13 protein-coding genes are annotated in these 15,078 nt (G+C 51.1%); 3 read left to right on the forward strand and 10 right to left on the reverse strand.

Going from position 1 to position 15,078, the window contains the following annotated elements; translation table 11 throughout:
- Nucleotides 1-99 precede the first annotated feature (99 nt).
- Nucleotides 100-1,314 (reverse strand): aminotransferase-like domain-containing protein, encoded by a 1,215-nt coding sequence (locus MHH82_RS25595; protein ID WP_036659934.1) that lies wholly within the window; start codon nt 1,312-1,314, stop codon nt 100-102.
- A 111-nt stretch (nt 1,315-1,425) separates the two neighbouring features.
- Nucleotides 1,426-2,082 carry a DNA-binding response regulator gene (locus MHH82_RS25600; protein WP_009595829.1) on the reverse strand — a complete coding sequence of 219 codons (657 nt, stop codon included), beginning with the start codon at nt 2,080-2,082 and terminating at the stop codon, nt 1,426-1,428.
- 381 nt (nt 2,083-2,463) lie between these two features.
- Between MHH82_RS25600 and MHH82_RS25605 the strand changes: the two genes are divergently transcribed.
- On the forward strand, nt 2,464-2,871 hold the full coding sequence (locus MHH82_RS25605; protein WP_009595774.1) for a hypothetical protein: 408 nt from the start codon (nt 2,464-2,466) through the stop codon (nt 2,869-2,871).
- A complete protein-coding gene (locus MHH82_RS25610; protein ID WP_340968438.1) occupies nt 2,868-3,953 on the forward strand; it encodes a phosphodiester glycosidase family protein in 1,086 nt (361 codons plus the stop codon). The genes MHH82_RS25605 and MHH82_RS25610 overlap by 4 nt, the downstream gene beginning before the upstream one ends.
- 290 nt (nt 3,954-4,243) lie before the next feature.
- Here the strand turns inward: MHH82_RS25610 and MHH82_RS25615 are convergent, their stop codons facing one another.
- The 8 genes from MHH82_RS25615 to MHH82_RS25650 form a co-directional block, all read right to left on the reverse strand.
- Nucleotides 4,244-4,498, reverse strand: a complete 255-nt coding sequence (locus MHH82_RS25615) for an AbrB/MazE/SpoVT family DNA-binding domain-containing protein (RefSeq protein WP_009595823.1) — start codon at nt 4,496-4,498, stop codon at nt 4,244-4,246.
- Between the two features lie 198 nt (nt 4,499-4,696).
- Nucleotides 4,697-5,161 (reverse strand): tRNA (uridine(34)/cytosine(34)/5-carboxymethylaminomethyluridine(34)-2'-O)-methyltransferase TrmL, encoded by a 465-nt coding sequence (gene trmL, locus MHH82_RS25620; RefSeq protein ID WP_036659940.1) that lies wholly within the window; start codon nt 5,159-5,161, stop codon nt 4,697-4,699.
- Nucleotides 5,162-5,292: 131 nt separating this feature from the next.
- Nucleotides 5,293-6,381, reverse strand: coding sequence for a 3-phosphoserine/phosphohydroxythreonine transaminase (gene serC, locus MHH82_RS25625; RefSeq protein ID WP_036659944.1), 1,089 nt, complete (start codon nt 6,379-6,381; stop codon nt 5,293-5,295).
- Nucleotides 6,382-6,483: 102 nt separating this feature from the next.
- Nucleotides 6,484-7,368, reverse strand: a complete 885-nt coding sequence (locus MHH82_RS25630; RefSeq protein ID WP_251498242.1) for a hypothetical protein — start codon at nt 7,366-7,368, stop codon at nt 6,484-6,486.
- Between the two features lie 78 nt (nt 7,369-7,446).
- Nucleotides 7,447-10,173 carry a GH36-type glycosyl hydrolase domain-containing protein gene (locus MHH82_RS25635; RefSeq protein WP_340968441.1) on the reverse strand — a complete coding sequence of 909 codons (2,727 nt, stop codon included), beginning with the start codon at nt 10,171-10,173 and terminating at the stop codon, nt 7,447-7,449.
- A 25-nt stretch (nt 10,174-10,198) separates the two neighbouring features.
- Nucleotides 10,199-11,035, reverse strand: coding sequence for a carbohydrate ABC transporter permease (locus MHH82_RS25640; protein ID WP_009595751.1), 837 nt, complete (start codon nt 11,033-11,035; stop codon nt 10,199-10,201).
- Nucleotides 11,035-11,928, reverse strand: a complete 894-nt coding sequence (locus MHH82_RS25645) for a carbohydrate ABC transporter permease (protein WP_009595691.1) — start codon at nt 11,926-11,928, stop codon at nt 11,035-11,037. Before MHH82_RS25645 ends, MHH82_RS25640 begins: the two co-directional genes overlap by 1 nt.
- A gap of 105 nt (nt 11,929-12,033) precedes the next feature.
- Complete coding sequence (locus tag MHH82_RS25650; protein WP_015737109.1) at nt 12,034-13,374, reverse strand: ABC transporter substrate-binding protein; 1,341 nt, start codon at nt 13,372-13,374, stop codon at nt 12,034-12,036.
- A 579-nt stretch (nt 13,375-13,953) separates the two neighbouring features.
- On the opposite strand from MHH82_RS25650, the gene MHH82_RS25655 reads away from it, so the two are divergent.
- On the forward strand, nt 13,954-14,994 hold the full coding sequence (locus MHH82_RS25655) for a LacI family DNA-binding transcriptional regulator (RefSeq protein WP_145036843.1): 1,041 nt from the start codon (nt 13,954-13,956) through the stop codon (nt 14,992-14,994).
- The last annotated feature ends 84 nt before the right edge of the window (nt 14,995-15,078 follow it).

Raw genomic sequence — 15,078 nt, forward strand, 5'->3', positions numbered from 1 at the left:
ATCCGCCCATGAAAAAAAGCTGCGGATTGAGCCTATCAGCCTGGCTCGATCCGCAGCTTTGCTATGTTCAACGCGTTCGTAAAAGGAAATCTTCCATGTCTAATTCCGGGCCGTAAATTCCATCACGGCTTCGCTGATAAGATTCATGCCGAGCAGCAGCTCATCCCGCCCGGGATGCGTAAAATTCAGCCGGATGCACTCCCTGGTTCGATCTGCCGCCGAGCACATCGAGCCCGGAAGGAATGCCGCTCCCTTCAGCAAGGCCGCCCTCAGGAGCGCATCCCCGTTTAACCCTGGGGGCAGCTGCACCCAGAGAAACATCCCGCCGGGCGGTACCGCGTACCTCGAATCCTTCCATGCGCTGCGTTTCAGCAGCTCCACCATCAGCTTGAGCCTCGTTGCGTACTCCCGGTTGAGCATGTCGATATGATCCTCCAGCTTAAAATGCTTCGATTCCAGCAGATGGTGCAGCATCCGCTGGTTGAGCATGCTGGATTGCCAGTCGGCCATCTGCTTCACGGCCGTCATCATCTCGATCAATCGCCGGCTCCCGGCGGCCCATCCCGTTCGAAGCGCGGGGGCTACGGTTTTGCTGAAAGAGCCTACATACAGAACATGTCCTCCCTGCGGCTCTTCGAGCGAGAAGATGGAAGGAATGCGGGGCTTCGGATTCTTGGCATCCGCGAAATGAAGGTCGCCGTATGAATCATCCTCCACGACAAGAAGCCCATGCGAGACGCATAGCTTCAGCACCTGCTGACGCCGTTCCAAACTCCACATGACGCCGGTCGGATTGGTAAAATTAGGCGCGGCCATAAGCAGCTTCGGCTTATGCTGCCGGATCATGGCCTCCAGATGCTCGGGCAGCATCCCGTCATGATCTCCCTCCACAGGAACGATGACGGCACCTTGAAGACGCAGCACCTGAAGCAGTCCGGGGGAGGTCGGGTTCTCCACCAGCACCGGATCCCCAGGATCCACGTACACCCTGACCAGCAAATCGATGGCCTGCTGGGTGCCTGTCGTCAGCAAAATATGCTGGGGCTGAACGCTCAGGCCTTTCCGCCGGGAGAAGTCCTCGCTCAGCCACTCGCGGAGCGGCCCATAGCCTTCCGCCTCACCGTACTGCAGGGCCAGCGGGTCCTCGGACAGCACCGATGTCGCCGCCTCCGCCAGAGAATGCAAAGGGAATAACTCTTCAGCCGGCAGCTCTTCCGCCAAGGAAATAAAAGAATCCCGCTTCGCAAGTTCCCTGATATCGCGCAGCGGGGATGACAAAAGGGTCTGTGCACGGGAAGCAAAGGAATACTGCATGGAAGTCCCCCCTCTAACCGTTATCAAAACCTCGGTTTTGTATTCAGGAGCCTCTTATATAACCTCTAAAAGGTATTCCTGATATTTATATATTATAACCTTATTCCTGCATTAGGCATAAATTTGTCTGCCTTGGCGGGTGTACAGGGCATACTTCTCGATGGCCTGCGCACGGGTGGAAACCCCGAGCTTCACGTATATTTTGCGAAGGTAGTTGTCGATCGAGCGGCGGCTTACCTGAATTTCCATGGCGATTTTGTCGTACGTAATGCCCTGGACGATCCGTTCCATTATAAAAGCCTCCGTCTCGGAGAGCTGGAGCCCGCCTTCGTTCATCGCAGAGGCCGTCAGCGGCCAGATGCCTTGCCTTACCCAGTCGAGCGGCAGCGAGGCAACGCCCTCCCGAAGTCCGGTAATCATATGTATGAGCTGGAAAGTGGATGCCTGCTTGGACAACAGGCCGCTCGCGCCGCGACTGATCAAAGACTGGAGCAAGGGAAGCCCGTCATTATCGGTCATAATGACGACATGGGTCTTCGGTGACAGCAGCTTCATCTGCTCCAACACCGCTTCGGACGTATGATCCGACAAATGATAATCCAATAGTACCAAGTCAGGAAGCAAATCCTCGACCATTCGAAGCCCTTCCGAACCCGAGGATGTCATTCCCTCAACGAGCAGATCCTGCTGCTCTTCCAAAATCAATTTCGTTCCCAGCATGCTTGTAGGTTGACTTCCGACGATAACTACCCGCCAAACCTGATTCATTTTCTAATAGACCTCCTGTATCAACAAACTTGGCTCTCTAGCATCTCTATTAAGTAAGCGCCGTCAATTCCTTGCGTTACCGTCATTGCGAATTCCCGTTGTTTGCAGATATGGACAGACGCAAATTCCAGCCGTTATTCGCATAGAAAAAAGGTTAATTAATCCTATAGGCGCAGGGATAATGACGGCATGCATGGCGAATGTCTTATATGTATCCTAATTGATAATCAAATCTATACAGATTGTATCCCACTCTAACTTTCTAAGCAATCTCTTTTTCATAAAAACAAGTGCTATTGGTTCGTCTTTGCGAAAGTAATCCTGACATGATAGAATGATACCTGGAAAAAATGATAGATTTTGAGGGGTGATGAAATGCCAATGTTGGAGCCGGAAAACAATACCCCCTATAAATCCCGTGAGGAAGTGCATCAAAAGGGGCCATCCGCCAAATGGTTCTGGGTATTTTGGATTGTGCTGATCGGGCTGGGTACCACCGCAGCCTACCTATATAGCAATCATCTGAAAGAGCAAGTCGTGGTGCAGCTGCAGCAGGATACGCGCCAGGAGATGGCGGCATTCAAAGCGGAGTACGACCAAAGGTTTAACGAGCTGGTTCAGGAAATGGACGAGATGCAGAGCAAGGTTCAGTCGTTTAATGAGCTTCTGACCTTTACCAAGGATCAGGCCAGCGGCAAGACGGACAACAGCAACAAGCTGTACAGTCAATTAAGCCAAGTCGAGAAACAGCTGAAAGAGCTGGAACGCAAGATGGAGCTGCTGAAGTGAGAAAACTGAAGTATATCCGTCCCAAACAGTTAAACCGCACGTTTATGCTTGCCATTGCACCCTTTATCGGGATGCTGCTGTGCATGTGGTTAATTACCGTGCCGCCGCGCCTGTCGCACGAAACCGCGGAGTACATACCGTCGGGCAGCATATCGGAACAGTCCGCCGTGATCAAGCAGGATCTGGATCAAGCTGCAGTCTCAGCAGAACAGACGATATCCTCCATTGAAAAAACGGCCAAGCTCTATCGGCAGACGACCGCTACGGTAGGAACCATTCTGCAAACAGCGGAATCACAGGCCGCGCGGCCGGAGCAAATCTATAATCGCCGGATTACAGCCAAACTGGGTGTCCCGATCGAGACGGTCAACAGCGACCGGATTCGAATCGAACTGTACAAGATCAATCCGGGCACCTATCATGGCTATGCGATGAAGGTCAAACTGAAGGATCCTTCCGCAATGAAGATGTCGCTCGGCAGCGAAAGCGGCAGACCCGGATCCGTCGAAACCACGATGCGCGCCGTAAGCCGGCATGGCGCCGTTGCGGGGATTAATGCCGGCGGATACGCTGACGGGAACGGGGGCAGACATCCGCTGAGCACGACCTTTTACGACGGCAAATACGTCTCGGGATTTCAACCGAGCTTTAAGGATCTGGCCTTTGTCGGCCTGAGCAAATCCGGCAAGCTGATCGGCGGCAAGTTCTACAGCCAGAGCGACCTTGATCGGCTCGATCCGATGTTCGGGGCCACCTTTGTGCCGGTGCTGCTCCAAAACGGCAGGAAAACGACGATCCCGGACAAATGGAAAACGACTCCCGGCCGGGCACCACGCACGGTCATCGGCAATTACAAGGACGATCAGCTGCTCATCCTCGTTACCGAAGGATATGATGAGAAGGGGAAATCGGGAGCCACGCTGCAAGAGCTGCAAACCAAACTGAAAAAAATGGGCGTGATCGACGCCTATAACCTGGATGGCGGCGGTTCCGCATCCCTTGTTCTGAACGGACGCGTCGTGAACAAGCCGTCGGACGGCAGTCTGCGGCCGGTACCCACGCACTTCTTGTTTTTCAAATGATAGAGTCGGCACTCATATTCTCGTTTATTTTTTAGCCCAAGGTGGTTATAATAAAGTTAGCTTAGCAGGAGGTGGCATGAATGTCGTTCTCATTAACATTTTGGATCGTCATGCTCGTATTCGCCCTTTATATGGTTGGCATTTGGACCGCGGCATACAACGATGACAAAACCAAAGGCCTGTAAGGCGACTCCCTCGTATATCGGGGGAGTTTTATTTTTTTTCGGACAAAAAAGGCACCGCTCATCAGCGATGCTCAAAAGGAATTTCATCGTTCACATATAAGGACATTAGGCATGTTTAGGAAGCTGCTGCATTTCGGACATGCATTGCGAACAGATATAGCGCTCCTTAAACTCGCTTACGCCGTCCATGGAGCCACAGAAGACGCATTTCGGGCGATAGCGCTCCAATATAATATGGTCCCCCTGTACAAGGATTTCTACGGGATCCCCCTCGTTCATTTGATATCTCTTGCGCAGAGACTTAGGCAGAACGATTCTTCCCAGCTGATCAACTTTACGGACAACACCAGCAGGTTTCATAACGATTGTACACCTCTTTCATTTTCAACAAGTGATTTCTGACACCACAGTTCCAGAACTGATAACAAGGGCCTAGTATAATAGTTCGATAAAAAGTTGTCGAATCCTGCTGGATGTTAAGAATTTCTTAGTTTTTTTCAACATCAACTAGGTATACTGGATGATTTTCCCCAAAAATGCGCGATTTTTCAGCTGTTCTTATTCCATACCCGGGAAATCCAGCTGGCGCAATGCCTCATATACCATAATCGCTGCGGAGTTGGACAGATTCAACGATCGGACCTTATCCGTCATCGGCATGCGGATGCAATGCTCGGCATTTGCGGCCAGCAGTTCCGGAGGCAATCCCTTGGTTTCTTTGCCGAACACCAAAAAATCCCCATCCTGATATTCGATGTCCATGTAACGCTTGGTAGCCTTCGTCGTAGCGTAGAAATAACGCCCTTCCGGATAGAGCGCCTGCAATTCCTCAAAGGAATCGTGATATTCAATATGTACGGCGTACCAGTAATCCAGTCCGGCCCGTTTCAATGTCTTGTCGTCTGTATTAAAGCCGAGTGGACGGACCAGGTGCAGATGCGTGCCCGTGGCGGCACAGGTTCTGGCGATATTGCCCGTATTGGCTGGAATTTCCGGTTCGACTAGTACGATGTGTAATGCCATGTTGATAAGTCCACCTTTTCTTCTGTTTATTTTTATTCTTATTATAACCGATTCCCTTCCGAATTCCCGGGATATCCAGAAATAACCTTCCGCCAGCTTGGCGGAAGGTTATCGTCGTTGATCTCATGAAATTAGCTGTGGCTGTTCTTGAACTCCTGCATGAATTCCACGAGGGCCTGAGCGCTCTCGTAAGGAACGGCATTATACGCGGAAGCCCGCAAACCGCCGACGCTGCGGTGGCCCTTGAGGCCGACAAAACCTGCTTGCTCCGAAGCCTTCACGAATTCCTTCTCCAGCTCCTCGGAGGCAAGACGGAACGTAATGTTCATATCGGAACGCACCTCTGCGTTCACGCAGCCGCGGTAGAAGCCTTCGCTGCTGTCGATGGCATCATAGATCAGAGCCGCTTTCTTGCGATTCAACTGTTGAACACCTTGGAGGCCGCCCTTCTCCTCAATCCACTTCAGCACTTCGTTGATCATGTAAATGCCGAAAGAAGGCGGCGTGTTGTACAGCGAGTTATTTTTCAAATACGTATTGTAGCGGAGCATAGTCGGCAGATGTTTAGGAGAATCTGTAATCATGTCCTCTCTGACGATCACGACCGCCACGCCGGATGGTCCGAGGTTCTTCTGCGCACCCGCATACACCATCGCGAACTGGTTCATATCGAATGGACGGCTGAGAATATCGCTTGACATATCACCGATGAGCGGAACGGAACCGGTATCCGGGAATTCCTTAAACTGGGTGCCTTCAATGGTTTCATTGGAAGTCAGATGGAGATAAGCTGCATTGTCCGACAGCTTAATGTCTTGAATGCGGGGCAGAGTCATGTATTTGCTCTCTTCGGAAGATGCCGCCACATGGGTATCGCCGATCAGCTTGGCTTCTTTAATAGCCTTGTCCGCCCAGCTTCCCGTCATCACGTAGTTCGCAACCTGGCCTTGACCCAGGAAGTTCATCGGAATCATGGCGAATTGCGTGCTTGCGCCGCCCTGGATGAACAATACCTTGTACCCGGATGGATTCCCCAGCAGGGACAGCAGGCGCTCCTGCGCTTCGTTATGAACGGCTTCATAAACGGCGCCGCGATGAGACATTTCCATAATCGACATGCCGGTATTTCCGTAATTGACGAATTCGGCCTGGGCGCGCTCCAACACTTCAAGCGGCAATGCAGCAGGTCCTGCGTTAAAATTGTATGCTCTCTTGCTCAAAAGACTCTCCACCCTTTCTCTACTATGAATGCTAATTAACGCTAATCATAGCAACAATCCCATAGACCTTCAAGTGTAATTATTCACATTAAATTGTTCCGGTTACCAGCAGAAGAATTGGTACTTTCTGCTCCAAGATCTCTTTTCTCCGGGGGCCAGGCTTAATCGAACAAACACTTCCGGCGAAATAACGTGTCCGGTCCCCCACAGGGCCATATGCGCAACCGGAAAATCGCTGATCTCCCTTACCCCTGCCCTGTGGGCACTGTGCGTCAGCTCCCATGAATATGGATAATCGCCGCCGTTGAAGCCTTTCATTCTTCCATAGAAGGGCTTATGCGGTCTGGCGGTCCAGCCTATCTCGTTATCCTGGACAGACAGCAAGTCCGAGGTATAGTCAGATTCGACCTCCGTAAACCGGACAGGAACCGGCAGCTTCAGCTTATACTCGGGTCCTACCGCTTCCTCGTTGATCCCTATGAAATTATGGACATACTCTTCCGTATCGATGCTTCGGCTTCCTTCGTTAATAAGCTCGTAATCTATCGTTAATACGGTATCTTCAATCGAGATCTTCTTCACCAGTCTTGCCGCATAACCATTCATGCTCCTGGAACGAACCGTATAGGAGATGTTCGAGTCACCCGAAATGACATCCACATCGAAAGGCTCCGCCGGATACGCATACTGAAAGTTATACGGGGCCTCGCTGACCCGTTTAAGAAGGCCCACCCCTAATTTAGGAAACCAATCTCCAACTTCAGCCTCCGCGTACCCCATCCCTTCATGGAGTCCGAACTCGTTGCATAACCCGGACCCGGCCTGCGGGTTAAACCCTTCCGCAAACTCATGAACACAGAAGGTATGGCCGCTCTCGGTCAATTTCACCTGGGTGATGAAACCCGTGCGGTCAAAACGCGTGCCTTGATAACGTCCGACTTTCGCTATTTCGACTTCCAATCGTCCGTTCGCTAGTTGATGTCCCACAAACCATCGCTCCATTCATGATGAAGAAGCCCCGGCCGACTTGTCTGCCAGGGCTTCCGTAATTTTTATAAGTGCGAATCAAGCAAGCTCGACGTGAATCAAAGCCAGCTCGCTGCCGGATAACGAAGACAGCATGCTGCGATCTAGCTCGACGGCCCCGGGTTCTTGACTGCGCAGCTGTATCTTTTCACCGTTCAGCGTAACCGATTGAATCGCATAGCTTCCGTAATCCAACCGGTTTGGATTGCCGTATACGATTTGAAGGTGTTTTCCGGCAAACCCGGTAGTGACCGTGGCATGGCCGTCGGCATCGAATTGAGCAGACCTTAGTTTCGGTTCCAGGCGAAGATGTCCCCGGTTCCCTTTCACTCCAAACACCTCGGTCAGCATGGTGAGCAGCAGCCAGCTTGCCGACCCGGTAAGGTAGGGATACATCCCTCTTCCCTTCTCGTTAATGTACTCGGGAATGCCCGGATACATGCGGCTGCGTTCAAAATCCTGGCTCAGATCATAAATCGAACGCAATACCTCGTAGCCCTCTTGGACAAAACCTCTCTTATAAAGCGCATTGGCGTACATGACGCTCATATGGCTAAACATGGCCCCATTCTCTTTATGTCCGAACGCGAAGCCGAATGCCCACCCGAGGTTTTGTTGGATCTCGCCAAAGTTCGAATTGAGGCGGTAACCGATGCTAGGGTCTTTTAGGTAACGGTCAACCGACTTCGTGATGTGCCCTATCTGTTCATCGTCCGCAATTCCGCCCATGACGGCAAAGACCTGGCCTGTTAGCGTCATCCGCACGCCCAGGGGATGATCGCCTTCCACGCGGGCGCCGTCATTATTGTAATACCCGTTAAACCAGGAGTACCCTTCTTGGCTCGTGATCCATTCGTTGCAGCGCAAATGCTGAATGAGCCAATCCGCCTTCAGCTTCAAATCCTGCACAACGTCCGCAATGCTGAATTTCCGTTTGTTCCCGGTCACGGACACCTTGACGGTCTCATAATAGCTATCCAGCAAATTCAGCTTGCCCTGCACATCCTCGTACGAGACGGGAGCCGTCACCGAATCGAGAAGCACCGCCATTTCCTCCGCTATTTCCACATGCTCGACGCCTTCCGTATCCTGCCACGCCAGCAGCAGATCGCCAAGCTGCATCAAATTGCTGGCATAAAACGCCGTGAAGGCCACGCTCTCCCCTCTGCCCGGAGCAAGGTCCAGACCGTCGTTCCAGTCGGCTCCCTCGAGTTTGATGTTGTTGTGTTCGCCGACGTTAAAGAACGGCACCAGATTTTGAAGCAGCATATGCTCCAGGACCGTACCTTCGTATACCTCGCCGCTGACGGTCAAGAGTCGATTCCCGTGCTCAGGCAGCCATCCGGCGTCCTTCTCCTGGCAGCGTTTCACGAATACGTCACGGAAATAGGTCTGCGGCTGCTTCAGAAAATCCATATCCCCGCTCTGATCGATGTAAAGCAGCGTGGTCATGAAAGGCCAAGCGCCGTGATCCATCCATACGCGCGGAATGTTGTTCCGATCAGCAACGAATTCGCCCGGCTTCGTGCCGATGATCGTAGCATTGCTTCCGTCAATCCGGACGCCCGCATAGTTATTGAGCAGCAGATACCGAACCTCGGCAGGCTCCATAATCATCAAGGCCAGGCAATCCTGCCACAAGTCGCGCCATCCGCGGCCACCTCGGCCGTAATCATGATAAGGAAGAAAGGAATTCCCGTATAAACGGCGCAGGATCGGCTGCAGGGTAACCCATTTCAACCATAGGTCCTGCTGCGGATCACCGGTCTGGAAGAATACCGTATTCAGTTTCTCATTCCAATAGGCTTCGTTCTGCGCAAGCAGCTCATCAAACCGCTTCTCCGATAAATACGTTTCGGACAGCCTTTCGATGTCTGCCCGATCCTTCGCTATGACCATTGCCATAACATAGGCTTTGGATTCACCGGGCCGCAGCTCCGCCTCCGCGAACCGCAGGCCGCCAAGGGCCTCGTACCCTTCCATGGAGTCTCCAGCCTGCGCATATGCCGGCTTATTGGCAATGACGGCCTCAGGCCAATCGAGAGCTCCGCCCTCCCCGATGTATTCCTCGAGCACCGGGAAATGACCGATTGGGGCTGAGCCGTCCCCCTCCGCACCCAGCACGCTGTAGGATACGCGATTGATACGGTGACCCCGTTCGTCAAACGAGAGCACGGGCTGCACTTCGACCCCTTCCCGATGGACATAAATCCGATGCAGCAGAGATGTCACATGACGATGGTCCCGCAGATCATCCGCCGAACGGCCATACAGCGGAACAGCCGCGGTAGGGGTAAGTTTAAGCGTCTGCTGGCCTACATTGGTCAGCGTTACTTTCATTAACTCGATCTGGTCATCCGTCACCGGCACGAAGCTGGTAACTTCCGTTTGCAGCCCGGCCTCCCCGTTCATCCGCTTCAGCTTGTGCCATAGGAACCCGGCTTCCAATTGGCCCTCTTCTTCCTGATGCATGAACCGGTTCGCATTCTGCTTGGCGGAGTTTCCGGATACGGACCATGCGCCATGCCCGTCGATGTGCACCCAAAAGTTGCGCGCGGACTTGGAATTATGAAGATCCTCCACCGATACCGGCGACATCAAAAACGTATTGTGGCTGCTGGTCATTTCACCGTGAAGATTCGGCGTGATGGCCGACATCATGCCCGCCTCGTTGACCAAAGGAAAATATAAATAGTTATGACGTTCAGGATGACGCAGCGTAAAGACGCCCTGATCCCCCTTGAACTTCCATCCCGTTGATTTCATATCGCTTTTTCTTCCCCTCTATGCCTTAGGATTTGACGGCTCCCGCCAGGGCACCGTCCACCAGATACTTCTGTATGAACGTATACAGAATGATCAATGGTGCGGCAACGATCGTAATTCCGCATGCAAGCAGCGGCCAGTTATTCCCGTACTGCCCTCTGAATTCTTTCAGGCCGAACGTAATGGGATAGTTGGACGGACTCGGGAGATACATGATCGGACCGACAAAATCGTTCCAGATTCCGATGGCGGTCAGAATGACGCCCGTTGCGATCACCGGCTTCATCAGCGGCAGAATGATCTGGAACAAGTAACGGATATAGCCGGAGCCATCCATGCCTGCCGCCTCATCCAAATCGCGGCTGATCGACTTGATGTAACCGACGAACATCATGAACACCACGCCCGTCCCCGTCGTTTTCAGCAGGATATAGCCGAGCTTGGTATCATACCCGAAGAACGAAACGCTTTCCTTGAAGGACAGCATCAATTTATACTGCGCAACCATCGGGTTCGGAAGGAACTGGGACAGCAAAAAGAACATGTAGATAAAGCCGCTCCACATCACATAACCGCGTGCGACCGGAAACGCCGCAAACAACGATACGATGATGGTCAGCACCGTCGCCGTCACCGTATAGATCAAGCTGTTCGCAAAATAACCCGCGAAATTGCCTTCAGACCATGCCTGGGAATAGTTGCCCCATTCGATGTTCTTCACGATTCCGATCGGGTTGAGCAAGTATTCGTTGAAGGATTTGAGCGATACATTGAAGACGAGCAGAAGCGGAACGACGTACAGAATCAGCAGCAAACCTATGACAGCATAAGAGAGAATTTGCGTGGTTTTGGAATTTCGCATCAATATTCCACCTCTCTCTTACGCGTCTGTCTGACGGCTACGACAACAAACAGGAGAATAATCAGGAACTGGATCACGGACAGTGCCGAAGGAAGGCCCATTTCCAAGCTTCCCCGGAACGTTTCCTTGTACACGTCGTAAGCCATCGTCCTAGTATTGAAACGACCGTCCGTTGTCGCCAGTATGATATCGAAGGTCGACATGGCGCCGATAATGGATAACAGCATATTCACCGTGAAGGACGGAGCGATCAGAGGGAAGGTAATGTGGCGGAAAGACTGCCACTTGTTGGTGCCGTCAATATGACCAGCCTCGTATAAATCCTTCGGAACCGATTGGAGGCCAGCCAGAAAGATCAGCATGGAGTAGCCCATGTACATCCAGATCTGAACGAAAATAATATAACCGAACGCATGGGTAAAGCTGCCGAAGAACATGTCCTGATAGCCGAAAAGAGCGTCATAAAGGCGGTTGACCGGTCCGTTCAACGGATCGAACATCATGCCCCAGATCAGCGCAACCACGGCTACGCCGAGTACGACCGGCAGGAAGAATACCGCGCGGTAGAAGTAATCGCCTTTCAGCCGCTGGTTAATGATAACGGCGATAAACAGGGCGACCCCGTTTTGCACAATCGTCACGACGAACATGAAGATCAGGGTATTTACGATCGAACGCCACCGCTCGCCTGAGTTCCCCGAGAAGAAGAGCTCCCTGTAATTATCAAGCCCGACGAATTGATAGGTGCTGCCCGGCAGGTTCTTCACATCGGTAAAGGAATAGATGACCGTCAGGATCGAAGGTCCGAAATAAAAAACGATGTATAACGCCATCGGTATCAATAGCAGCAATAACGGTATGAAGCGGTTAAACCCTTTTCCAAATGGATACATCTCTCTCACCTCGCAAATCCATTTCAATGCATGTCGGGGCCTGCTGCACAGACCCCGATTACAGTATGGTTCTTTCTATACAAGTCTCTTTATAATAGAAGAAGTTTATTTCGGAGCGGCTGCTTCCCATTCTTTCTGCTGAATGTCAGCCAGCTCTTTTGCCGTTTTATATGGTCCGCCCGGTGCCAGGAATTCCGTGTGAACGCCTTCTGCAGCCAGATGCTCGCCGATATTCTGGCGGTTGATCATCATGATTTCGTACGCCAATTCAAACTCGCCGAGATAAGGAGTCAGTTCATTGTCAATGAAGTCGCTTTCCGTTTGAATGTTGTCCTGCGTCGGAATGAATCCGGCTGCCTTCACGAATGTCGTATAATTTTCCGGCTCCGAGAAGAATTCAAGCCACTTCAGGGCTCCTTCTTTGTTCGGACCTTTCTCGGCTGCATACCACGTTACGTCATACTTGCCGACAAAGGAGGCGTTCTTCGCTGCATCCTCGGTGGCCGGAAGCGGGAAGTAACCGAATTTCAGCTCTGGATTAGCTGCCGCAACGGTAGGGGCATCCCAAGAGCCGTCAGCCAGCATCGCAGCTTTTCCTGTTGCAAAATAGGAAGGCGCCGTTGCATAATCGATCCCCATGAAGCCGTCGATCATGTAATTGTCTTGAAGCGTCTTCATTTTTTCCAAAACCTCGATGGCTTCTTCATCGTTATAAGCCGTCTCGCCTTTCCACACGCCCTCGATCCATTTCTGCTGGTCTCCGCCGCCCAGGATTTTGGCCTGCAGGGCGAACACTGGAAGTTTCAAAGGCCATACGTCTTTACCTGCTACAACAATCGGTGTGATGCCTTTGGCTTTCAAGTCATCGTTCAGCTTCATGAACTCCGACCACGTTTTCGGAACGCTTAAGCCGTTCTGCTCGAAGATTTCTTTATTGTAGAAGAGACCGGACATCGCAACCTTGCCTGTAGGAACGGCATATACTTTATCGTTATAAGTTCCGGCTTTTTCGATATCGTTTGCGTTATAATTCTTAATGAAGGCTTGGCCGGATAAATCCGCAATCAATCCGGTATCGATCCATTGCTGCCAATCGGGAACTTTAGCGCCCGGCGTCCATTCCTGCGGGGAGAGTCTCATTCCCGACAAATCGGCCAGGACGTCCACGTCATTGGCGGTGATTCTTGCTCTCTGCGCCTGCTTGTATTCGTCATCCGGACCCGTAGTGGTATACTCTACCGTATACTCGGGATACTTCTCTTCAAATTTCTTATTGATCTCTTCAATCGCTTTATTGATGTTATCTTGTTTCCAGTGTAAAATTTTGATGACCTTTTTATCGCCTTTGGCAGGTGCGCCTTGATCGGCTGAATCGCTGCTTCCGCAAGCTGCTAGCGAGAAGGTTAGTGCGCCAGCCAAAAGTATTGCTGATAACTTCTTAATCATTTGTTCGTTACCCCCTGAAATTAAATTGCAATTCATTATGAAACCGGATTCATGTTTCCGCTTTTTCTTGGCCTGTACAATCTTGATGCTACGAAACTATAATTATTAATTTTCGTAATTGAGCGAATTATACCGAAAGCGGTTTCGTAAGGCCTATTATTACGCATAATATTTTGTTTGTCAAAGCTTTTTTTATCGTTCCCGATACTTTTTTCTCACCGAACAGAGACAACCCTTTTTTCTTGATCTGACAAGCCTTATGCCTGTTCTCTTTCATTGACTTACCTCGCTAAAGCAGATACACTGATTTACGAAACTGTTTCGAATTCGTGTGGTATAACATAGCAGCCGGATGGTACACCTTGGCTTGGATAAGCCCTTATGCATAGGTGAACCGTCATCATTTCATTGGATCATGGGAAATTCGTTCAAAACACACTCCTTAGTTAGACAGAAAACACGTATCTCATAACTTTTCTGTCCCTAAACATTACGCATACAGGAAATTCATGATAAACATTAGCGAAAATTAACGAAAATAATGAAATGACATTATAAACAGAATAAGGGGCGTTTCGCATGGCGTTAAACATCAAAACAATCGCTAAAATGGCAGGGGTCTCCGTATCGACCGTCTCCAAAATTATCAACAACTACAGTGATGTATCCGATGAGACCAAAGCTCGCGTGTTGGAAATTATGAGAGAAACGGGATATACCCCTTCCAATTCCGCAAAAACGTTAGCAACCAAAAAATCCAATCTAATCGGCGTCATCTTTGCGGGAAAGCTGAACGTTGATTTTACCCACCCGTTTTTTGTTGAGGTGCTGAATTCTTTTAAGAAGCAGATGGGCGTTCTCGGCTATGATCTGCTGTTTTTTTCGAACGAGAAATTCCAAGGGGAGGATGCCGACTATCTCGGACGGTGCCGCCATTATCAGGTAGACGGCTGCGTCATTATATCCGGAGAAGAAATCGAGCCCTCGATTAAGGAGCTGGATGAGAGCGATATTCCCTGCATCGGGGTCGATATTGAGCTGTTCGGCGAAATGTCGGGTCATATCATGTCCGACAATTACAAGATGTCCTCGAAGGTCGTGGAGCATTACTATCTCCAGGGCTTCCGAGACTTGGGCTTCATTGGCGGCAGCAAGGAGTCCGAAATCTCCAATATGCGAGAGGCGGGTTATCGCAACGCCATGGAAAGCTTCGGCCTTCCGGCCCGCGCGGAGTGGTTCCTGAACGGGGATGATTTCTATGAGGCCAGCGGATATAAAGCGATGACACGGCTGATTAAGGCAGGATCCCTGCCCCGCGCCATTTTTGCAGCCTCGGATCAGATTGCCATCGGCGCCATCCAAGCGCTTCAAGAACATGGTCTGAATGTCCCTGACGACATGTCGATCATCGGCTGCGACGATATCGAGGCTTGCAAGTACACAACGCCTAAACTAACGACGATTCGGCAAAACAAAGAGAAAATCGGCCGCTTGGCGGCACTCATGCTCTACGACCTCATCCATAAACAGTCCCCCGTCAGTTCCTTTGTCGTCGAGCCCGAACTCATCGTCCGCGAATCTTGCGGGAGCAACACGCATCACTACGGGTATTTCGGATAAACATCCGGGCAAAGGGGCAGCCAGGGCGTTAGGCTCTTAATGAGCCCCTTGCCTTTCAGAGCCATCTTAGGATTGGTTCCAGTC

The sequence above is a fragment of the Bacillus sp. FSL K6-6540 genome, assembly GCF_038007545.1.